Annotated in this window: 17 protein-coding genes and 4 pseudogenes; 6 read left to right on the forward strand and 15 right to left on the reverse strand. The window is 58.4% G+C overall.

The features are described from left to right. Positions 1-442: 442 nt before the first annotated feature. Complete coding sequence (locus tag MLPF_RS12780; protein WP_050039377.1) at positions 443-622, reverse strand: hypothetical protein; 180 nt, start codon at positions 620-622, stop codon at positions 443-445. 355 nt (positions 623-977) lie between these two features. Here MLPF_RS12780 and MLPF_RS12785 point away from each other — a divergent pair. Both MLPF_RS12785 and MLPF_RS16545 read left to right on the forward strand, forming a co-directional pair. Then, positions 978-1,176: pseudogene (locus MLPF_RS12785) on the forward strand (WhiB family transcriptional regulator); the annotation flags it as partial. Positions 1,177-1,499: 323 nt separating this feature from the next. Next, positions 1,500-1,878, forward strand: a pseudogene (locus MLPF_RS16545) (nuclear transport factor 2 family protein); the annotation flags it as partial. Between the two features lie 113 nt (positions 1,879-1,991). On the opposite strand, the gene MLPF_RS12790 reads toward MLPF_RS16545, so the two are convergent. Continuing rightward, positions 1,992-2,648, reverse strand: a complete 657-nt coding sequence (locus MLPF_RS12790; protein WP_045843890.1) for a L,D-transpeptidase family protein — start codon at positions 2,646-2,648, stop codon at positions 1,992-1,994. A gap of 1,317 nt (positions 2,649-3,965) precedes the next feature. Between MLPF_RS12790 and MLPF_RS12795 the strand changes: the two are divergent. From MLPF_RS12795 to MLPF_RS17965, 3 genes and pseudogenes are all read left to right on the forward strand, one after another. Beyond that, positions 3,966-4,611: pseudogene (locus MLPF_RS12795) on the forward strand (nitroreductase family protein); the annotation flags it as partial. A 994-nt stretch (positions 4,612-5,605) separates the two neighbouring features. Continuing rightward, entirely contained in the window at positions 5,606-6,010 is a 405-nt protein-coding gene (locus MLPF_RS12800) for a hypothetical protein (protein ID WP_156147301.1), read from the forward strand. Positions 6,011-6,022: 12 nt separating this feature from the next. Further along, entirely contained in the window at positions 6,023-6,211 is a 189-nt protein-coding gene (locus MLPF_RS17965; protein WP_420329661.1) for a Stf0 family sulfotransferase, read from the forward strand. Here MLPF_RS17965 and MLPF_RS16555 read toward each other — a convergent pair. Next, positions 6,177-7,012 (reverse strand): annotated as a pseudogene (locus MLPF_RS16555) (class I SAM-dependent methyltransferase). The gene MLPF_RS17965 and the pseudogene MLPF_RS16555 sit on opposite strands and share 35 nt — an antisense overlap. Positions 7,013-7,226: 214 nt before the next feature. Between MLPF_RS16555 and MLPF_RS12815 the strand changes: the two are divergent. Beyond that, on the forward strand, positions 7,227-7,376 hold the full coding sequence (locus MLPF_RS12815; protein WP_156147302.1) for a hypothetical protein: 150 nt from the start codon (positions 7,227-7,229) through the stop codon (positions 7,374-7,376). A gap of 703 nt (positions 7,377-8,079) precedes the next feature. Here MLPF_RS12815 and eccE read toward each other — a convergent pair. From eccE to eccA, 12 genes are all read right to left on the reverse strand, one after another. Next, complete coding sequence (eccE, locus tag MLPF_RS12820; RefSeq protein ID WP_175266500.1) at positions 8,080-9,063, reverse strand: type VII secretion protein EccE; 984 nt, start codon at positions 9,061-9,063, stop codon at positions 8,080-8,082. Positions 9,064-9,089: 26 nt separating this feature from the next. Then, a complete protein-coding gene (gene mycP / locus MLPF_RS12825) occupies positions 9,090-10,517 on the reverse strand; it encodes a type VII secretion-associated serine protease mycosin (RefSeq protein WP_045843894.1) in 1,428 nt (475 codons plus the stop codon). Next, the gene (gene eccD, locus MLPF_RS12830) at positions 10,514-11,971 is read right to left on the reverse strand and encodes a type VII secretion integral membrane protein EccD (RefSeq protein WP_237817211.1); all 1,458 of its coding nucleotides are present in this window, start codon (positions 11,969-11,971) and stop codon (positions 10,514-10,516) included. Before eccD ends, mycP begins: the two co-directional genes overlap by 4 nt. Positions 11,972-12,117: 146 nt before the next feature. After that, a complete protein-coding gene (locus MLPF_RS12835) occupies positions 12,118-12,987 on the reverse strand; it encodes an ESX secretion-associated protein EspG (protein ID WP_045843902.1) in 870 nt (289 codons plus the stop codon). Positions 12,988-12,997: 10 nt separating this feature from the next. Next, entirely contained in the window at positions 12,998-13,288 is a 291-nt protein-coding gene (locus MLPF_RS12840; protein WP_045843896.1) for a WXG100 family type VII secretion target, read from the reverse strand. Positions 13,289-13,320: 32 nt separating this feature from the next. Next, a complete protein-coding gene (locus MLPF_RS12845) occupies positions 13,321-13,617 on the reverse strand; it encodes a WXG100 family type VII secretion target (RefSeq protein ID WP_045843903.1) in 297 nt (98 codons plus the stop codon). A 234-nt stretch (positions 13,618-13,851) separates the two neighbouring features. After that, entirely contained in the window at positions 13,852-14,238 is a 387-nt protein-coding gene (locus tag MLPF_RS12850; protein WP_045843897.1) for a hypothetical protein, read from the reverse strand. Further along, a complete protein-coding gene (locus tag MLPF_RS12855) occupies positions 14,238-14,657 on the reverse strand; it encodes a PPE family protein (protein WP_050039382.1) in 420 nt (139 codons plus the stop codon). The genes MLPF_RS12850 and MLPF_RS12855 overlap by 1 nt, the downstream gene beginning before the upstream one ends. A 2-nt stretch (positions 14,658-14,659) precedes the next feature. Next, positions 14,660-14,968 (reverse strand): PE family protein, encoded by a 309-nt coding sequence (locus tag MLPF_RS12860; protein ID WP_045843898.1) that lies wholly within the window; start codon positions 14,966-14,968, stop codon positions 14,660-14,662. 40 nt (positions 14,969-15,008) lie between these two features. Next, positions 15,009-19,004 carry a type VII secretion protein EccC gene (locus tag MLPF_RS12865; RefSeq protein WP_045843899.1) on the reverse strand — a complete coding sequence of 1,332 codons (3,996 nt, stop codon included), beginning with the start codon at positions 19,002-19,004 and terminating at the stop codon, positions 15,009-15,011. Further along, positions 19,001-20,659 carry a type VII secretion protein EccB gene (gene eccB / locus MLPF_RS12870; protein WP_045843900.1) on the reverse strand — a complete coding sequence of 553 codons (1,659 nt, stop codon included), beginning with the start codon at positions 20,657-20,659 and terminating at the stop codon, positions 19,001-19,003. The genes MLPF_RS12865 and eccB overlap by 4 nt, the downstream gene beginning before the upstream one ends. After that, positions 20,656-22,518 (reverse strand): type VII secretion AAA-ATPase EccA, encoded by a 1,863-nt coding sequence (eccA, locus tag MLPF_RS12875; RefSeq protein ID WP_162196993.1) that lies wholly within the window; start codon positions 22,516-22,518, stop codon positions 20,656-20,658. The genes eccB and eccA overlap by 4 nt, the downstream gene beginning before the upstream one ends. Positions 22,519-22,584: the final 66 nt, after the last annotated feature.

The raw sequence follows: 22,584 nt of genomic DNA on the forward strand, positions 1-22,584 counted from the left end.
TATGTAACAGAAGTGATACCGCTGCCACCTTGATACAAGAGGGGGTCGATCCCCTTGAATACTTGAAAAGTCATAATGCGCAATCGATCCCGAGACCATCGCGCATTGCGTTCACATCACAGTGAGCGGTAGCCAGTCACTCGGCTCGAACTGTAATGTGAACCCACGCCTGACCTTGGTGATCATAGCCCTCTGGTAGTTCAATTGTAACAGTATCGGTTTGCGCTGATTCTGGGGTCCAATAAGTGCTCATCCTACTGATCCGAACCTGGAGGTGCGGAGACGACAAGGTAAGCAATCCCCTGCAACGGGCGCACGGAATTCTTTGAGCAAAAAGATATTCACGCTCCGTCGACGTAGTACGGAGAAAGATTAATAGCTAGCAGATTCGCTGCCATTTCGACAGACATGCTGCTAGCCGGGTTCAGCATAGGATGCAACTTCAACAACCGTACCACGCCCTCGATGCCGCCGGAAATGCCAACGCGCGGTGAATGTGCTCAGCGACAGCCACCAGGTCGCGGTCAATCAGTTGGCGGGTGCCAACTGAAACCGCCAAGTCGTTGTCGACCGCCGTGCGGACACACACTGCGACCGCAAACAACAGATACAACAGGTGCATCTGCAGTTACCCTTAGTCGTCCATCCGCATTAGGGCTAAGTACGAGGAAGCTCCAAAAAAATCGAGGTTGGATAGCAGTGGACTCGAGTAATCCGCCAAGACCTCGTCGGAAGAGCCAACGGCGGCAAGGTCCCAACTGGTCGAGTTGGTTTCGCGAACCAGGTGCAACACCGTAATACACTAGACCACCTGGCGCACCTTGCCAATGGTGACGGTCACCGCGATGCGTTGCCGTATGTTAAGGGCTGGAGGTGGATGGGACACATCTGCGCGCGGATTAATCGATGGCGCGGTGGTATTGACGTTGGATCCTCCGATGATATGACACATGCCGAAACCTAACCGGGATCACCCATCAACTCAACCTAAAGCCGCGGTGATCTGTCATCCCTGCCCGGTAATACAGGAGTGTGACGTGGACGCGTTGGACAACAAGGTCGAGTTCGGTGTTTGGGGAGGCATGGCCGAGCACCAGCGCCGGGAGCTACTTCAAGAAGCACCCCGAGGTCGTGCCGTGGGCGGAAATCTATGACCTGCGGCAGAGCACAGATGTCGAGCTACAGACCCTTGACAGGGGTCGACACATAGTTGCCGTCAAAGTTCAGCGCCTGCTACATGAGCTTGGTATAGACCAGGCTAGCGTCGCCCATTCCTCGATGGTTGTCTGCAACATTGCTTCGTAACCGAACTCCTGCACACACCAGGTCATGACGGAGCGGTCGATCATATGCGATCACCAGCCATTCGGGAACCAAGGTTGCTAACTCTCGTTGCAGGACAACAGTGAGTGCGTACCGGCTTCAGGCATAGCTCATGACTCAAAACTAGTCACGTGACGAGTCTTCGGCGAAACCTGCATGTGCTGCACATGGGGTAAATGAGCGTTCACGATGCAACCGCCGGCGTAAAAGCAATTAAGCAGGTCGAGTATCCGGTACCTACGCGCACTAGATACCACACACTGGCACGACTGCACCGATACCTTCACCGGACCGACCTTTCTGGCGACTATGGCTCCTCGTTGGGCGAGGAGTTGCACTTCACCAACCGCGGCGACCTGGCGTACTAGATGCGCTCAGCGTTTGTCCCGACTTTCATCATCGAACATCGTGTGATACATCAGTAAATCTTTGTAACCGACAATACCGCATCAGCAACGTGGTGTTTTACAAAATCGGGTTATCGTCGCCGGGTTCAATTTCATGCTGATCGGTAAGGATTTTCACCGCGAACAGTACCAGCGCACCGACGGTGGCACGTGAAACCCGGTCGCATATTAACGCTACCATCGGCCTGCCAACCCCAAGTGATAACCGTGCGAAGAAGCGAAACCTTTTCATACAGTTCAGTCCACAGTCAAAACCTGGTCCTACTTTGTTATAGCAATCACGGCGCCGGGCCACAACCAACGAAGGATCTGCACCAGCGTCACGTCGTCGATCGCTACGCAACCCTCCGTCGGTCCACCACCGTTGGTGTGAAAAAAGAACGCAGAACCATCTCCGGGAATCTTAGCCTTGTTGACACCCATGACCACCGCATGCTTGTATGACGAGACTTGTAGGTTCTCACTTTTTGTCGTATTGAATTGGCATTGTGATTTCTGGCACACCTGCATGGTGTTAAAGGTTGGGCTATGGTCATCGCCGTTCCACCAATGATTGGGCCCGACTTGGGTGTAGGGCAGCCGGCTACCGGGATTCGGCGCAGTACCAAAAGCGGCGTCAAGACTGTAGACTCCCATTGGGGTGGCTGGATAGCCACTCTTGGCCTGCGCCACCATACCTGCCGAGCCGACGTGGGTAGGAATACCAGTCTTGAGCGGTTGCCAGCCCGTGATGGTGCGCTGATAGATATCCATTTTCGCGTTCGACCCGCCGGTACTCACAACCGCAACCACCTGCGTGGCATTGCCCACCGTGTTTGCGAACCAGGCACCTCCGGCCGCAGCACCGATAGGTGCAAGTACTAAAGTGGCCGAACCTGCACAGACCACGGCACTCAGCAGAGCTATCAGTCGGCACATAGGTTTTCATGATCAGACCCACCTGGACTCATGGTCAAGTAAAACCTGAGATTCGATTAGGTCGCTGCGCTGTGATCTTGTCGCAACGCATTGCGCTACTAAACAGCAGCACCACGATGATAAGCAGCGCGAGCACGCTGGCCGTCATTTAAGCGCGTGGCCAGATGGAAATAAGGTCGACGGTACGTTCATCAGCATCGTCACCGATCGTCGCGGGCGGCAAACGGCACCAGCACAACCGCTACGCCCAGCACTCGCAACGAGATCGGACCCGAGACAAAAGAGACGTCGTCCCGGAACCGCACCCACCTCATTGCCGTGTGTAGCGTTCAACAGCAGCCATCAACGCTCTGCAACCAGTTCCGATCCTGCTGGTGACCCATCCAGATGACCATGTAAACCGCGATGGCGACCAAAGGAATTAGCAGCTACAAGGATTTTTTCGTGCCGGCCATACACGTAATTTTATATGTACAGAATATTTTATACAAGTGGAATAATATAATAATCAATTATGAAGTAGTGTAATATACACTTTAAGTGAGACTCGGGGGTATAATGGTTGGATGAAGGCCTCATTCGCAAGTGACCCGGCATCGGCAACCGGCTCGACGGTTCTGGCGACACTGCAGGTGGCGCCGAGGTTGATCTGGTCGACAACTGGCGCTGAAACCAGGCACAGGCTGGTGCTGCGAAAACTGAAACATCGTCCCACCAGGCTGCAGTTCTCTCGACGTTGCCCAGGCCGACCCGAAGCTTAGAGGCCACCTGTCTCTGACATTACAAGGACGTCATCGGTGACGATGTGCAGGCAAGCCTGCCGCTCTTATCACTAGCTTTATGGTGCCCCAGCTGAATACGTCTTCTGTGGGGTCGGCGTCATGTATTACAATCCACGATCCGTGGCCAGGTCGGCTAACGCAGCACTACTATAGGGTTCCTGTTACCACCGCCACCAGGCTGGTGATCATGCCAATCAGCGTTACCCCGCCTGGAATCCACGGTAGGCACCCAAAATGCCTGGCCCCGTGGACAATGAATACGCCCATTTACCAGCCACGGTACAGCCGAAGACTGCGGCGTCCTGGCCACTCTAGGTGACCTGCTAACCACCGTTGAAACGACTTCGAACACGACCGGCGCGAATCCTGGCACCCGGAATTACAGTGGCCCCATCAGCCATCCCATAAGGATCGCCGCAGACACCTCTGACAGGGCGATCGGCAAGCAATTAGTCAAGCACATTAGAAAGCCTTCACCGGATACTCCATCTTTTCGACACGATTCACCCTAGCTACAATTTCCTCCCATGGCCTGGTGACCGATCACGCATTCAATACCCAAGAGGGCCGGGCTGTATACCGCGTGATCGCCCAACGGCCAGACATGCGCCGGTTCGCGTCGGGCGTCGTAATGCCACCCGATGTGCTGACGTGCTTGGTTACAAAGCCAACAAGCCGCACATGCCGCGCCCAGTGTCGATCTGACGCAGCCGCGGCGCTTCATTCGGACCACCGACGAGCCGCTGCGCGGACGGATTCACGCACTGATCGACGAAGAGCGCACGCTTATCGCACAAACCCTGGGACCACGGGCCTAGGAATTTCTGCCGCTGAAGGTCGAGGGCATTCTCGAGTGCGCCGAGCTCTTGGTGGTGGCGCTGTGCAATGACCGCGAAAGACACGTCTTCGGCCGACGCACGCTAGCGTGGAGAAACCTAGCATGGTATCGTGCGCTATCCAGAACTTGTGGCTGGCAGCTCACTCCGAAGGTTTTGCATGGGCTGGGTATCCCTGTTCGATCCCGAACGGCAGGCAACACCTACTAAGCAATACCAACCGATGGCCATCCTGTATCTGGGACCGGTGCCCAAGTTTTCGGATCAGCATGCGGTGGTAGTAGGCGACTGGCGTTCGCGCAACCGCTGTCAGAATTCGTATCTGAGAACCGATGGAGTCAACCGCGACAGAAGCAGTCCAAGCCTGACCATCAGAGGGCCGCTCATCGGCGATCAACCAGTCAAGTCCGTCCCTGGTGGTCAAGGCCACCAACTCTCACAGGGTTACTGTACGGTGACACACCGGTGAATTGAACGTTAACGTATCGCGCTACTGCCTGGCCCACCACAGCCACCTCGGTGGGCTACTGGAAAATCGACGGCAACGCCAAACCCGGGTTGGTTGGCAACTATGGGAATAAGTAACAACACATTGTTAACCAACAGCATTCGAGCATAACCTGGTCCTGCGCTGGGCACTGCTTGTAGACACCCGTCGCGCCAGTGCGGTGTCGGCGCCGGATGATATGTCGAAAATGACAGGTTGCGCACAGCTAGAGAACGGCAACGTAACGACAGAAAAGACAACCTGCTGATCGTTCCCTGGCATGACCTAGGGCGCCAGCTGAGCGTATACAGACACCTTGGATGTATCCAGCATGCAGATGGATCAGCTGGCCAGCGAGAGCATTCTGGTCACCAGGGTTCATACCATCGCACCTCTGTACTCGCAGTCCCGGGGATCACCATTCATCGGTCGCTACCCGTACACCCAATAGACTGATCGGCCTAGCTGATTACAATTAATACCATGCCGGGGCAGCACTCTTATCCAGATATTGTCCGAATAAAGCTTGTATTTCAGTTCTTTTCGTCATGCAGCATGCATGCTGCCGTAAACTGCTGGGGGTCGACGTGGTCTACGTGTCGAACTCCTACTGCGAGTGGGTAATAAACAAGGACCAGGACTGACGAAGCGACAGCGAGTCGGGCTGGCCGGACAGTCATTTCTGTTGACAACCGGGTTCTTTGAAAACCAACGACCCTACCCGCATGAACACTACCAATCCGTCGACAGTGCTGCCGTCGATCTGCCTGACCACCTACCTGACACCCCAAAGGTGCGCAAAACCTCGCCGAGTTCTACCAATCTACCGCCGACGCCGCTGTCGAGCCAGTATTGGACACACTGACTCAGACCTGCCTCAGCGCCCATACTTGGGTGATGTTCTTCGCCTATCACGGCAAGGAGTGCTTTCAGGCTAAATCCACGTTATATAACGCCAGACCCGGAATTCCACTAGTCATCCGCACGCCCACCACCCGGGCACTGCCCCCCTGCGTCTACGACGAACTATTCAGCAGTGTCTACCTGGTCACGACGCTGTTAGAACTGACAGAACCGGACATGTCGGCCGATATCGACAGCGTGTCGCACACCGGCCTGCTGCGCGCTTCGGACAACCACATCAGCTATCACGCCTACACCACCAAATACCTACCACGACTCCATATGATCCGATTAAAGCAATCTGCACAAAGGAATACAGCTATATCGAAAACTACGCGCACCGACCACTGCTAGATCTATAGTGGGATATCCGGGCCGGCTCGTCGGGACGAACCGTCGCATCTCATCCGGAGTGCTAATTCGCGGACTATAGTGCATCACGCTGGTGCCATCGCCCGCATCGCCGAGCTCTTACGATATCAGGAAAACAGCTGGCGAGCTTGGGTAGCCGAGGAGACGATCACGCCGATCGACATCGCGTACTCGGCGTTGTGACGCAACCTAACCACAATTTTCGGCAGTATTCTTGAGGCGATCGGGCAAGACCAGCTGCCTGACACCCTCGCCGATGCTGGAACGGCAAGATCGTCATGCCATCAGGCTGAAACAGCTGGGTGTCGGTCAGCAGCGGAATGCGTTCCTAGCGAAACTGCTCCAGAACTCCTCGAGTAGCCGCTCCTGTATCGATACTAGCGCAGATCCGTTGGCCCGCTCCAACATCGGGTTCTCACCGGTGAGTTGGCGCAGGTATATGGTCTCTGCCACGTCGGCCTTGTAGCCGGCATCCAGCAGTATCTCGGTTTAGTACACCGGCGAATGGACCACACCTTCCATTCGAAATGGCATGTCGAGTATGGTATTCGCATACAGTTACAGATAGACGACAACCTGTATTGCGGCGTGTGACGTCGCCTCAAAGTTGCCCGGAACCTGAACGGCGAGCCACGAACCGGCCCCCGGTTTACCCGACCGCCGAACCATCAGTTCGGGGTGTTCGGGGTACCCATTGCAAAGTCGCGTCACTGACTACCACGTCGATGTCGGGCTGGGGTTGCCAGGTGCGCAAGTCACCCAAAGGTAGAACCGAATCGATGCACCGATACCTGGCTGCGTCCACAGCGAATGGTATGGTGAAGGCTAACTTCTGTTCGGGTAATGTTTCGGATGCCCTGGGCCGCAACCACGATCGACCCCCCGGCTCGCCCAGTCAGCACCCAGCCTGGACAGGCAATAATAAAATAAAACGGTGAGGCTGCGATGATCCACAAAAGCCAGAGACACGTCACGATCCCACATGTCAGTACTCCTGATAAACACCGTCATTCGTGGTTGATAAAGCCAAGCCATATTACCGTTTGGTTCCCTGAAACTGCCTGAGTCTTCTCAAATTCTGCATAGAACCGAAAAAGCCTTTAAATATAAGACCATCGCTAAAAAGCTTGATACATAGACATTCGTTACAGTCGAACAGGATACGATCAATCTTTCGATTTCACTCCCAACGTCTTTGGTGTCGACGTACCAGCCGGCGTCGACGTATTATCCCCCCTACTCGGCGTTATCGGCTCAGGAACGCGTGGCCATCAGCGCAAACACTATCGACATAGCGCTGCGTACCTGGGCCGCGTCGGTGCTGACTACAACGGTGACGCCGGACTGACACCCTAGCAGGATCCGGTGAAGTCGTTAGCGCCATCCACCCCAATTGCCCCAGGTCTCGCCGAGGCCAGCCCATCTGCTCTCCTAGCAGGTTACGCACGGCACAGCCGACAACACCGTGTTCGCCAGCAACTTTACCGCGATCAATAAGAAATGGTGCGTGCTGAGGTCCAACAACATTGGACATGCGCAGCACTGACACTGCTGGCGGATCGCGTCCCAAGCTGTACATCATTCATGATTTCATGGGATCGTCTAGCTGCTCAACGGATGGTTTTTCTCACCACCTTGGTATTACCCAGTCCGGCTGCGACGTTATGCTATCGTTGCCGTTCAACAGTCCGTGGGCTGAAAAGTTCTCACCAGTAGGCGGTTTCTATTATTTCTCCCGAAGCCTCAGTGGTTTCACTGAACGGATTATCCGATCCGGTGAGTAAAGCAATCATCCTCGAGGCCCTGCAGATCTCCGATGTCGCTGAGAACGCCTAACGCTGTCCGCTGAACTACAAGCCGCGGTTGTCCAAGGACCGTAGTATGATCATCACCGGTCTCAGTGACCGGTTGGCTCCACCACGTCAAGCCGTAATGCTGTGGAAAAGTTAGGATTCGGTGTGCACTGCATTAGTTCCCCGGAAGTCACGTACTGCACGTAAATCAGCTGGACAACCTGCGCCAGATGAGTGCTTTCCTGCACCCAGGCATGTTCATGTTCGACTATCAGCTTCGGGTCGCGATGCACGATGGGGCCCGGCCGCAGAAGTAAGCCAGCGGAGCCGGGTCAGCAAGTCGGCGTCCATATCCGTGTGTCCGTCAAGTCGTTGAGTAGAGAACAGATCCAACATCGCCAGCGCCGGCAGGTGATTTCCATGTTGCGGGGTCAATCCTGCCAATGGTGCGGCCCCTTGCGGAGCAGTATCGGTGAGAAAAGCACACGCAGCCGCAATAGTTTTGCGGTTACTTGATCCGGTGCCGGCGATCTCTAGCGCCGTCCAAGTCTCGCGCGTTGGGCATGACCGGACCGCATCCAACGTGCCAGGCAATTCGTCATCGATACTAACCCGGTAGGCGGTAAGGTAATCCGCGCCTTGCTGCATCCAGCGCCACGTCTCGTCACCAGCAGCCGTGATCAACCGTGGGATGTCATCAGGCAAGGCCAAGCTGACCTCCCAACCGATTTCACGAAGGTGGTCAGCGAGCCGACGCGCCGCAACCTGGGCAGTCTCCTGCAACGGGATCCGCGATGAACGCGCCTGCAACGCCGCCAGGTTTTTCGCCGCCGACACTGTCAACCCTATCCAGGTCTCGCACCGTGCACCGTCGGATTCGTTGTCGCGGCTGGTTATTCGTATACTGTCGGCGCGGATGCCGTAGCAGTTTAGGTACCGAGTAAGCAACAGCAGCGGAATCATTTCTGGACCGCCGGTCGGTGGCTCCATCCGCAGCAGCACGGTTGTCCGCGTAGCAGAGCCGGATTCGCTGACTGGCCGACCCCGGCGCCACATCATCGCCAGTCGTCGGCGCAAGATGGTGGTCAAGTACAGCCCCCGCCACCCGCCGAACAACACGACCACGACAAGCACCGCGCTGCCAAGCAACCAGTAGCTGCGAGTCAACCACCAGGGGTACGCCATCAGCGCGGGCACAACGGCCAGCAGCGCAAGCGTAATCCGGCTACTGCCCGGCCACATAGCAGCCGGGCGTGATCGGTGCGCACTCACAGGGTGGAATCCTCTCGGCGGCGTGCAGCAATTGTGGTCGTCCCGACTACAACCGCGACCGCCACAACCAAAGCGGCAGTCCCTGCAAACGCAACGTTTCGCGGTGTGTTGTCTTTCGGTGCTGGTGCCGGCGGTACAGTTACTTGCTTTACTGGGACTAGAGGCGAATCGTTGGTTGCGGGCAGGTCCCAGGTCAGTGCTGCCACAGGGTCCAAAGTACCGGCGCCAACGACGTTGGAGAGCACCCGGGCACCAACGTGCGCAGTCGCAGTGATACGGCGCATCACCTGTGTAGCGGTCAGTTCCGGATACCTGCTGCGAACCAACGCCGCGACACCCGATACGTAGCCGGCCGCATAGCTGGTGCCATTCAGCGCGATCTGTTGGTCGCGATCGTTGGGCAGGCCGTTAGCCAAATCTCCACTGTCACGGTTGCTCACCGAAACAATGTTTTCGCCCGGCGCCGCAATACCCACCCACGGCCCGGCCATGGTGAATTTCGATGGCCGCCCACCCGGTGTCAGCGATGCCACCGACAGCACGTAGGGCTGCCACCACGACGGAATGGAGACCGAAGTAACGCTCGCCCAGTTCCGCGGATCATCCGGGCGGCCCAAGTCGGTGAGTGGGTTGGACTCACAGTTCATGCTCCCAACAATCGTTCCGGTCGACCCGGTATTGCCCGCAGCGGCCACGATCAGGACATCCTTGTCCACCGCCGCATAGCGGATCGCAGCACCAAGTTTAGACTGGTCAATGAGCCGATCGGCGGGCAAGCAAGTTATCGCAGAGATGTGGATCACCCGCGCGCCGAGGTCGGCGGCATGCACAATAGCCCGGCTGAGCGCGGTCACCTCGAGGGACGCCTGCGTAAGCTGCGGATCGCCACCTAGCGATCGCAACGAGAACTTGGCGGAGGTCACCCGGATGGACAGCAACCGCGCCGCGGGTGCGACACCCGAAAAACCGTCCTCACCAGACGGAGCGGGTTGGCCGGCGACTATTCCGGCGACCAGGGTTCCGTGCCCGTCGCAATCGGTCAGGCCGTCGCTCGATTCCACATAGTCGCCGCCAGCCTCGACGTTGGGCAGCCGCGGTCCTGGCCTTACCCCAGTATCGACGATCGCCACCAGTTGACCTTCGCCACGGGAAAACTGCCATGCTGCAGGAAGATTCAGCATCGACTGACTGGATGTCACGATGCCTAGATCGGTGCCCGGGATGACTCCAGAGGTGCTACATGGGCCGCGTCGTTGCATCATCTGCACGGGTCCCGATGCGCCGCTCGGCGGTGGTACACCTGGATCGACTACCGGCGGACTGACTGCGAGTGCCCACGGACAGCCTTGCAACAACGTTGCCTGGAAAACGACCAAAGTCGTTGCAATACCGGCTAGTCCAATTCGAAATCCAGAACGCATCATCGATCGAGTACCCAGCTGAAAAGACCGACCAGATAGGCCATGGCAGGGATCAGTGAAGCATCAAGACCGGAGGCGACCATGCCCAGCAGGCGGCGCAACGGCAGCGAATAGCTATCCGGCGAGGCGATGCGCGGGTTGAGCGCGACCACTGTCCATGCCAGCGCAACCACGACGAGCACCAGCATCGCAACCCAAGCAGCGAAGTAACATCCCGTAGCAGTGTAAAACACCAGCAGCACGCTGGCGACCAAGTACGGCTGGGCAAGCAGCCAGGCTTTACAGGAGGCCGAATCCCACACACGGGCACGCAGCGTGGCCGTAGCCCCGGTTGCCGCGACCACATACCAACCCACACTACTCACCGTCTCAGGACGCAATACGATAGCCACTGAGCCCAGCATGCTGAGCAGCGCGGCGGCAGCGATAAAACCGCTCTGATGAGCATCACTGATGCGCACCCGCCGCGGCAAGTCCTCAAGCACCTGAAACGACGGCGCCGACGGGGTCGGATCACCCGGTGCCGGGATCACCGGCAATGGGAACCGCGCCCACAACGCGGAGAGCTGAGCTGCCTCGACGGTAACCATCAGAGCCGTCACAATCAATCCACAGCCAATGGTCGATGGCGTTAGCTGCCAAAGCAATTCAGCACCGGCTGCCAACATCACAGCAGCCCCGATCACCACCGTAGCTGTGAAGAAGGCAACGACCGGCGCGCGTTCAGGACCAGGAACGATCAGGGCAATTAGGGACCACGCGGTAACACCTGCGGAGGCCAACAACACCTGCGCTGGCCCGAATATGCCGGGTACCACCAACGCAAAAACGGCACCGATGGGTACCAGCGCTGCAATCGACAATACCAACCCGGTGCGTGCCGCACGTGACCTAAGCACTAAACCACCCGATGCAATACACACCGCGATCGCAATGACCACGAGCAATCCGGTCAACGCGCCGGTGACTGCCCGATAGGTGACACCCAGCCCAGTTGCCGCAACGGCCACGGCAGTCACCGCGGCCAGCGCACCGCGTCGAATATGCTTCGGGCCCCACGACTGTAGCCGAGAGGTCGAGAAGATCATCGCGGCATCAGCGATGTCCTCGACAATACCGGGCGCTGCCGGACCGACTGGCACCGGCTGCAATGCGAGCAGGTCACCGTCGACGACTCCAACGGTGTCCAGGCTGGCATCCAGGCTGAATGGCGCTCCACCGATAGGAGCCAGGCTCAGGCGCGAACTCGCGCTGGCAGCCAGTGGAGAATCGCCATCCGACACTGCAGGGACCACTAAACGCTTTACCGCGGGCAGGATTTCGCGCAACGGCAATTCGGCGGGCAGGGCCATTTCTGTCAACCGGCTATCCGCGAGAACGGCTACGCGGACGATCGGCATGACGGCACCGGGCGTCACCGGGTCCTCACAAAATTGTTCTGCAAAGACGTACGCCATACTTGGTACATCGTTTTCTCTCTAATCTTCTAATCTATTGACGGCCGCATCGTCTACGTGGCCGTGGTTTTCACTACTGCTGTGTCATCCGACTGTTTTGACTTGCCAATCTCCTGCTCGGGCTTACGGCCCGCGTCGTAGTCTGGCTATGAAGCCTGGTAAGAGAAATCTCGAGCCAGCCGCTGGCCAGGGAACCATTGGCCCTCTGGCAAGGTGGCAGTCAGCTGTTCGATTCCGACAGCGATAGCAAAGGGAGTACCTGGGCTGAACGTGGACACCCACTCGCCGTCGAATGCGCGGGACGGATTGACCAACACGCGGCCCGTGGTGGTGTCAACGATACTCATCCCGACCTCGGTGGTAGCATGCTTCCCATCGCGGCGGCAGCCGGCAACTATCTCGACGTAGCTTCGAGGACCGGAGAACACCGATTCGACCACCGGCCGCGCCGATGTAGGAATACCCAGGTAATCAGCAACTTCCGCTAACGAAGCGCCGGACCGCAATCGCTCGTCGGCCCGAACGCCGACCCGCATCGGCATGCTGAACTCGTCGAAGCGCGCCGGTGGCCGCTGTGCCAAACCGGCGCCGAGAATCGGCACCAGCCTGAGCGGGTCATCGATATCCATTGCGGTAAAAGTGATCAACTGCGCACTGCGCAGCGCGACCACGGTTTTGTCGCTGACGCCAGCACGCTGTGCAACCATGCCACGTAGCAGCTCGCTGTCGCCAGCGGCCGACGCAAACCTTAAGTAACGGAGATCGAGCCATCGATCAGGGAAACACACCACCCTGATCCAATCAGCGACTGCCGAGTCGATGGAGTTTCCTGCCAACAACAAACCCATCCGTGTCAGTTCATCAACTTGACGTTCGACAAAGGAACTCCGTTCCTCAGCGTCGCGATACGGTGTGGTAATCGCCAGAACCCACGGGAAACTGCCCGCTCCAATGACTTCCGCAATGAACCACGCGTGATCGACCGTCAGCTCAACGGCGTTGGGATCGACCTTCATGACCGCACGATTAGCCACCCCATTTGGCGGCTTCAGCTTGGTCGCGGGCAAGCATAGCCAAGGTGTTGTTTTGGTGAGTGCTAGCCATTGCGCGGTAGGCCCGCACCATCTCTTCCGTGGCCTGGTTCCACTGCACTTGCCAGACCTGATAAGTCATCCCAGTATCGCCCGCCCAGCCAGCCTGCAGGGCAGCCTGCTCGGCAGCGATGTCGATGCTCACCCCATGCAAATCGCCGGCACAGGCTGACATATTCCCGGCGTGATCCAACATTGCTGAGTAATTGTACATAATCTGTGTCATCACAAATCCTTTCGGTCATTAGCCTAGTCGAGTCATAGCCCGGTAGCGTAAGTCGACGCAGCCGTGGCATCGGCAGCCACATACGTCTCTGCAGCCTCACCCAAATGCTGCTGCGCAATATCGAGCAGGGTGTTGATTCTCTCGGCCGCGGAGACAAACTGAGCATGCGCGGACTGAAATGCCGCCGAGCTCTCCCCCTGGTGAAACGCCTGCGCCGATATCGCCTCACACTCAGCCTCATGAATCTTGCTGCGCATCAACGCCGCCTTGGCACCGAACGCCGACTCCGAGGTGACCAGCTGTGGGATATGAACATCTAAAAGACTCACAACAATTGCATCCTTTCTGTACTCTATTTTCATATTATGACCATTAACGAGCGAGCAAGGGAAAACTGCTTTATTAACTGTCCGAGCCCCTTCTCCCGAACCGATTGTGTTGGCTTGGCTGAGCTTGGCAAGATCTTCCGGATCCTGATCCCAGGTACCGACACCCTCAGCACTTGTGGGCCGCCACCGAATTCATTACCAACTCACATGGACAGCCCACCTCTATATAGTTGATTATAGTTGGGCACCTCGGCAGGCTTCTTTATGCGCGGTCCCGGCAAATCCGAGCTCCCCAGCCCACCGGCCGAACGCCGACGTGGGGCAATCGAAAGTAACGCCGATATTGGCATCCGGATCCAAGAATTCAGCGCCGTAATCGCACAACGCGGCACCGCCGCAGCCATCTACCGTCAGCCCGAAGACCTCTCCTGAATAGTTAACACCACCCACCATGTAGGCAATACTGCCGGTGTCCGCCACAAAGACTGGCAGGACGCTTACGCCGCCGCCCGCGGCGGGCACAAATACCAGGGTCCCCACCGAACTTGTCGGCCTCGACGAGGATGCATACGCCGAACTCGCCGCCGAGATGATGCGCGGAGCCGAGACCACCGTCGCCACTATTGGCCTCCTAATCGGAGGCCAATAGTGGCGACGGTCTGGGCCCACATTCGCAGATAGTCGGCCACATTGAGCGCGATCGGGATCGCATTGACACCAAAGAATTTCGTCGCAACCGATACCCCGTGGATGATGCGGTTGGCAACCGACTCAACTAGCATCCGCATCATCGCTACTGCACTAGTGTATTCTTTTGCTGCAGCTTCATACCGGGTAGCTAACCCCACAGCCACACAGGCTGACCTTCCTGGAACTGATGATGCTAGGAGCGCACCGGGCTCTGCTGCCACCGCGCTGTATTCAGCACTTAGCATGCTCCATGCGGCAGCCGTAGCCAGCAGCAGTCCCGGGCCGGCACCAGAGCTCAACGACAACGAATGCACTTTCGGCAGCGAGGCCATCCAGACAGTCGCGCTCATCGTCAGCTGTCCACGATCCCATACGTCGAAGCCGCCGCGGCATCACTGGTTGCATAGTCTATACCGGCTTTTTTCACACCGATACCGGCGCTGCCCAGCTCTTCAACACCTTGCCTCGCCACCACAGCGTGCTCTTGACCCTGAGCACTGAACCCAGCGGCGGTCTGCATCGACACCGGATCCGCCGCCGGCGGCACCACCGCAGCGATCCATGGAAACGCGGTAGCATGCGCGGCCTCCAGCCGTGCCGTCAGCGCCGCCACCGCCGCACTGGTCGCGGCAAGCCGCTCAGGAACCACATGTAACGTCATGACTATAAACACTCCTTCTGTTTCTGTCGCGTTTTACCAATCATCCATCAGAGGAACCCGCCATCGTTGACCCGTTCTGGTACCGACTCCCCGGCCAGGGGTGGACCAACTGTACATACGTCGGGCTATTACTGTCGTTCAACAGAATCGCCCGTCCGGCCGGCAATCGGCTAAATCGCTGGCCCCGGATCTTGCCACCGTCGGCCGGATTGCCCGCCAACATCAGCGTAGTTGCCTGTAGGTCGTTCAAGCGGCGCAACAGCTGGCTAGTCATCAGCGCGTGCCCCGATCCGGTGGCACGCCCTGTGACGATAACCCGCAGCCCTAAATCACCGGCCTGACCGAGCAGCCCGATGAGGTTGGTCCACGGCCGCTGTCCGATATATGGACCGCTCATCGCCGGTGAATCCGGCACCTGGTCGACGTCATCGATGAGCAAGTAATGGATGTGTCCCGCAAATGCCCAGCGAGACAATTCCGCTGCCGACAAACCTACCGGTGGTCGGCGCGCTTCGATGAGATTGGCCAACCCAAGCATCGCTGGGATGATCCTGTCGATGTTGGCGGTGTATTCGTTGTCGGGAAATAGCGGCTCGTCCGCGAGGTGCAGCCGCCGATCCAGCACAGTAAACGCCACCTGGTCGGGGGAAGAATGTTCGCGAATCGTACGGATGATGTGGCGTAGCAGCGTGGTCTTACCAGATCTGCTGTCGCCGAATACCATTAACAAGGGATTGTCCGCAAAGTTGACAACAACCGGTGCCAGATCCTCTTCACGCTGACCGATGACCACTTTCTCCGGTCCTCGGTAGAGCGCACCAACAGCATCGGGCGCAAGGTTGGTGGGCAGTAACCGCACCGGCGGCGCAGCCACATCGGTGTGGCGAGCATTGATCACGGCAACCTGGTCTAGCTGCGGAGCCGCGAATAGAAAATGTTCGGCTGCCATAGTCAACCCGCGGCCAGGCTGGTCGTGCGGGACAGCGTCGGCCGGGCGACGCAACGCACCGACCACACGCACGTTGCTGTCCCGGGCGTCGGGCAGCTTAAGCTCTAATCGCAACCCAAACCCGTCCCGCATCACCAACGGCACCTCTAGCCAGCTCGGAGTGGTGATTACCACATGTATGCCGTACGCCAGTCCGACATTGACGAGCTCAGTTACCTTGGTCACCAACGGGTTACGGGTATTGAACTGATCTGTGTTGTCGCGACTGAAAGCGTAAAGGTTGTCGATGATGAGAAAAACATCGCCAAAACAATCATCTGGAACCGAGCCACTGGCCCGCTTGTCCCGGAATCTCTCCCGCTGCTGCCGCGATAGCAGCAGCTGCTCGAGCTCACCAAAGGTGCGACGGATTCGTTCGGGTTCTAGGGCCGACGCAACGCTACCGACGTGCGGCAGATCCTGAACTGCCCGCAACTGTCCGCCGCCATAGTCCAGGCAGTAGAACGTCACGTCACGCGGTGAATGCAGACTCGCGGCTGATAAAATAAATGTCTGCAAAGCAGTCGATTTTCCGGATTTGGGACCGCCGTGAATCACCATATTACCGGCTGACGAGGTAGCATCAAATATCAACGGGTCACGACGCATTTCAAAAGGCTTGTCAATCTCGCCAAGCGGCCAGCGCCACTGCCGTTGCGGCACTCCGGCACTGGCTAGTAACGCAGTTAGCTGGATCGACTCGTCGAGCGGCGGCAACCACAGCTTCGGCGCCCGGGGCCCGTAACGTGCCAACTGTTCGCCGATTGTCGCTATCAGCTTGCGCGGCGGGGCTACCAACTCATCATCGTCTTCGCTGGAGATCACGATGGGGTGATCCGGCTCCACCACACCGGCAGTGAACAATTTTGGTTCTGGTGTAGCTTCCACTACTCGAATCTTGGTTGATCGGGGAGGCTCGTAGATAACGTCGACGTAGGTGCTGCGAAACTTAATCGGCGACGCGCCGGGGGACGGTACCAAAAAGCCCACGCCCTTGTGTTCTTTGCCCGACTCGATGTGATAAGCGTCCTCCACACCGATGATCTGACGAGAAACGCTGGCATTGGCCACCTTCAACCCGATTCGGTATGAGGTATTCTTATCGATGTCTTTGATTTTGCCGATGTCCAGCGTCTGAGAAGCGAACAAGATGTGAATCCGAAACGAGCGGCCCTTGCGTGCCAAGTAGTCGAACAGTTCCGCGTACTCCGGATGATCGGCCAGCATCAGGGTGAATTCGTCGGCGACCACGAATAGTGTTGGAATTGGCGGCAGATCGATTGCGCCGGCCGCTATTGCATTCTCATATTCGAGCACCGAGTTGAACGCGCTGCCCTGAACCCTGCGGCCGGCCTCACGTAGCAGAGTCTCCCGGCGGGCCACCTCACCGCGAAGTGTATCAGCGAACCGTTCAGCCAGCGACTTCTTCTCAGCCATATTCGAGATCACTGCGACAACCTGCGGGAAATTGCGGAAGCTGTCGGCACCGGCCTCACCCTTGAAATCTGCATAGATCACGATCAGCCGATCTGCAGAGTGAGTTGTCAACAGCGACAACAGAATCGACATCAGGGTCTGCGACTTACCGGATCCTGTCATCCCGATCATCAGGCCGTGCGGACCCATACCGCCCTCGGTTTCATCCTTAAGATCAAACATCAACGGCTCGCCAGTGGCTGTGACACCGATTGGTATGCGTAGCTCGTCGTCGCGGCGTCGAGGAGCCCACAGTGTGGTCACATCCAGCCGTGAAGCATCCGAAATTCCCAGCAGCGTCGTGAAGCTGGCGCCGCGGGTTGCCGCTGAACGTAACCCAGAGTGCGTCGGGTTGGAGTCCCACCGTGACAGCTGGCGGGCCAGGTGGGCAGCCTCGGCGGCACTGAGTTGATCGGCGGTGTCGATGTAGGGCTGCCAGCCTCCGGTCTGCCAACGTTCGATGGCACCACGCACGATACGCAATATCGGCTGATCGGGATCCGAATACTGTTCGCGGTGCGGCGGTGTGGTGGAGCAATGCACCACCGTAACTCCGGCGCGGCTCATCACCAGGGTCGAGGCGTTTAAATCATAGTCGGGGTCATCGATCACTATCATCAGGTGACGCAGCGCATCAACCGACATGCCAGTGAACGCAGGGCGGTCGGCAAGCACGGCTCCCAGCAGCGAGACCAGCTCGTCAGGGTCGGTCGATAGGTAACGCGCCGAGCCGACGCCATCAAACTGACCGGGAATATCGACGTGTGGCAACCATTTAAGCCAGGACCAATCGCTGTTCTCCAGATCGGGGGTGGCTAGTGCCACCCCAAACAACGCCGGGTCGTGCCAGGTCACTGCCTGAGCGATCCAAGCACGCAACGCCGCACGCGCTTCATCCTTGGAGCTCTCAGTATCAATAAATACCGTGATCCGCGAGACTTTGCTCAGATCAATTCCAGTCGGCACGTCACGAACGGTGCGGTGGACGTCGAGCAAACTACGTAATGCGCTGTGCGACACAGGCTCCAGGTCGATCTCGTCCGCAGTGTCTTTGACCCGCAGCGCAGCGTCCAGCGGCACTTGGCGCCGACCGACCCGCACAAACAGGAAGTCGGAGTCATGCGGGTCTCGCTCCCACTGACGGCGGGATCCGGGCACGTCTGCCAACGTCGTCGGCTCAGGATGGGACCACTGTGCGACCGCACGCTGCTCAGCGGCCTGGGTTCGGATGTTGCCTCGGACCACCGACAAATACCGCAGGTAGTCAGCCCGTTCGGCATCGACCTCCTCGGTACGCATCTTGTTGTCGTTGCCGCGATAGAGCGCGGTCGCAGCCAATAACATCACGAACGGAAAGAACAGTGTCTGTGGGGAGATCATACGCATCCCGGTGGCAACCATCGCGACGATCATGCCGACGATCAGGATCACAATCATGTAGGGCATCGCACGCCGCAACAGCGACGGCGGAATCACGCGAGGCAATTCAGAAGGCGCTTCGATGAGGATGGCACCCTTGCGGCTACTCGGTAACGGCAGCCGCCGACGAGCCTCGAAGATAAGTCGGCTCACTGGTGTTCCCCGTCTGCTTTCGTCGTACGACCGACCTTGGTGTCTGGCGCCAAGCCATCGTGTTCCAGCAGTGCGTCGGCAAGCGATAGCGTCGGTCCAGCCGCGAACAGCGACAATATTGACCACGGAATAGGCACGGCAGGTAGTTTCAGGCCAAGAGCCTCAACGATTTTACCGCTCCCGGCGGCAGCTCCCGATCTGGCATCAGCCTCGGTGTCGATGCCATAGCGCACCCCGGTATCGGAGACCCAGAACAATGACCCGGTGGCTGGCGCTGCCGAGCCGGCGCCCACGGTTTGGGCGAAGTAGCCGGTGCCGGGCGTAAGCACAACCCGACTGGCCGTCAAGCCATATCCCCGGGAGCTAGCACTAACCAGCTCGACGGCATGCACCGCATCGGGTACTGGCAGCGCCGCGCCGGACAGTAGACTCAGAAAGCTGGTAGCGGCCCCGGCCGGCTTGCTCCAATATGCGCAGCTGACCGGGGCAGAGCCAGCGTCGATGAGGCTGACCTGCTGTTCAGGATAACGCTCAGTGTCCAGCATCCGCGACACCGGCAACTTGTCGACCTCGTCGGCACCAAGCCGCGGCGGCTGCTGCAGCCCATAGGAATTAATGTTACGCAGGATCGCAGCAAGCACCGGCGAGATAGGCTGTAACCCGTCCGGCAACACCGCGTAATACCGCACCGAGTCGTACGGGTTCTTGCCCAGTGCCGCCAGACTAAAAGACACCACCACCGCCCCGATCGGCGCGTGCACTCCGAAGCTTGGTGTGGCACCAGCATTCGGAATGACGGGCGCCGTCAGCGGTGGCGCTTCGGGGATCGCGTTGAACAATCCTGCTCCGATAGGCCTGGGCGCAGGCACCTCGGCAAAATCGACACCAAATCCCAGTGCGTCGGTCACCGCGTGGTTAGCCAAGTCGATTTCGCTACGCTTGCCGTCCCACAGCAGCCAGGTGCTGCCGCCGCGCTCGGTCGGAGCATCAACCAGGACACCATGCGCGGACCCCAGCACGGCGGCCCGCACGCCGTGACTGTCCGGCGGACCGGCGATCACTGTGACACCCATGCTGTGAGCAGCATGCCCGCCTTCCCCGCTGACGACGTCACAGACCGTCCAGTTCGCATCGTGGGTTGTGTTTTGCACCATCCTCTCCGGCGCTCCTGGAATACCGACCAGATTGCCGCGCGGAAACCTGTCCAGCTCACTGCTTTTCACTGTGATGGGGTTGACCGGCCGGCCAACAATCAACCGAGCCGAGGTCAAGTTGAGCACCGGGTGGAGCTCATCACCCACCCGCACATACAGTGCGGCGGTCGACCTATCGGCAAGCACCGCGTTGTTACCTGCCGCTCCATTGGGCCGGATGAATGAGAACACGAAGCAACCAATCAGCCCAGTAATTACCAGGAGCGCGCCCATCAGCACCGAACGTGACTGGGTGCGCAACGGGTCGACAAGCATCCGGGTGTCGTGCAAAGCGATACCGGAGGCGATCCGGCGCATAACGAACCGCCAGCCTGTCACTTGGTGACGGGTGACAAATCCGCGACGGTAGACCACCTTGTTAGGATTCTCGTTGACCGGCGTTCGCGAGGAGAACGAACGCCTTTCCCCAGCCCACTCGCCGGCCAAGTCATTACTAGTCATGCCGGTACCGTCAGTCCGAGACCGCGTAGCAACGGCTCTACCGATCTCTGTACATCCTCGGACGTTACGGTCATGAGTTCCTCGTCGCTGAACTCACCAGTACCGACACTGTTCGAATGGTCTAACCGGAACTCGCGTTCTTCTTCTGAACGTTCAACGATGGTGCGAACAAACCGCCCGTTGCCCGCGATGTCGAGGCTGCGCCGAGAGACCCCATTGGAGTCGGGGGTAGACGATGTCGCCAATTTAGCGAACAAAACCTCCAACTCGTCAAGCGCTGCCTGCTCGAAGACGCTGTCTCGCTGTTCAGCCATCTTGTGCGCGATCTCGACCAACTCATGCGACGCGTATGAAGGAAAATCGATATTGCGGGTGAACCGCGACCGCAGGCCCTCGTTAGTGTCCAGGAACTTATCCAGATCGGCGCGGTAGCCGGCGATGATGACGACTAGCCGGTCACGATCGTTTTCCATCCGTGCCAACAAAGTATCTATAGCCACCAAACCGAAGTCGTTTTTAGCGCCCGTAGCCACTAGGGCGTAGGCCTCGTCAAGAAACAACACCCCGTCCAGCGCACTGTCGATGACCGCGTTGGTCTTTGCTTCGGTCTCACCGATGTGCTGACCGATGAGGTCGGCGCGATGCACTTCTCGGATATTCTCCTTCTTCAAAAGTCCTAGGCCGCAATAGATTTTGGCGACCACCCGGGCGATGGTGGTCTTGCCTGTCCCGGGTGGTCCAGCAAAGACGAGATGGTGGGCACGTTGCGCTACCATGAGCCCACGCTGCTTACGCACTAGTTCCATAGCCACCGAACTCTTCAGCCGTGACACCTGGCTTTTGACCTCGTCTAGGCCGATGAATTCGGCGAGCTGGCGCTCAGCCTCATGAAGCAGCACGGCTTTGCGTTCGTGGGCTGCAGGGTCGATGAAGTCTTCCACACCAGGCTCAGTCTCGGGATCCCATGGATCGGTGCGAGCATCGATCCGGGCCGCGGTGGTGGTAACGATCCCAAAACTAGTGTCGGACAAGGCCTGTTCGATTTGTTCGTTGTCTGGGTGGGCCGCGTACAAATCCTGCAGAACTTCGCTAGCCGACTCCTCGTCAATGTGAGCACGTAACACCAGCGCTTTGGCTAACGCGCCATCGACAGCCGCCACCGCGACCGGACCCGCTGGCTCCTCCAGATACGACAATGCCGGGGCGAACATACCCAGCCGGGCCAGCGCAATACCCAACGCGATCTTGGCGGCGTGCGTGTAAGCCTCACCGATATCAGGGTCATTAACGATCGGAGTCAGCAGCTTGACGACATCTGACCAGCGCCCGGCGCGGTAGTGGATAACGACGGCGACCCAACGGGCATCGGGCCAACCTGGCCGGCGGTTGATAATGCCAGTGACTATCTGATCGGCCTCGGCATAGGGTCCGGGCCCCCCGGTTGACGCTAGTGACGCCGCATAGGCGAGATGGAAGTCATCCGGACTTATGGCCCGAAACTTCAGGTAAAGTCCGGTGTCGTAGTGAAAGCCCAACGCGGCGGGGGCTAGTTCCACCTGACGCTGCAGCATGCCCGCGGTGTCAGCGGTACACGACAGCGCTGCCAGCACAGGGGGAGACACGTCACCAGCAGCGGCTAGCCCGGTCCAGACGTCGCACTGATCATGGGCGATACGGGCAAGTGCGGTGAAACCCGACCGAGCGGCGGCCAGGTCGGCCGGACGTTGACGGTCGTAGACCGCAATGCCAAGGGCGCGACAGCAGGTAGCGAATCGGCTAACAACGTCGCCATCAACCCTAACGTGCGCCCGAGCAATGACAGACTGCACACCAAGCTTGCCGGCATCACCGCGGTTCACGGCCGCTTCGCCTCCCATAACCTAGTATCTGCCAACCTGACCTGCCTGAAATTAGCATTGCGTAAG

This window comes from Mycobacterium lepromatosis (genome assembly GCF_000975265.2).
GTDB lineage: Bacteria > Actinomycetota > Actinomycetes > Mycobacteriales > Mycobacteriaceae > Mycobacterium > Mycobacterium lepromatosis.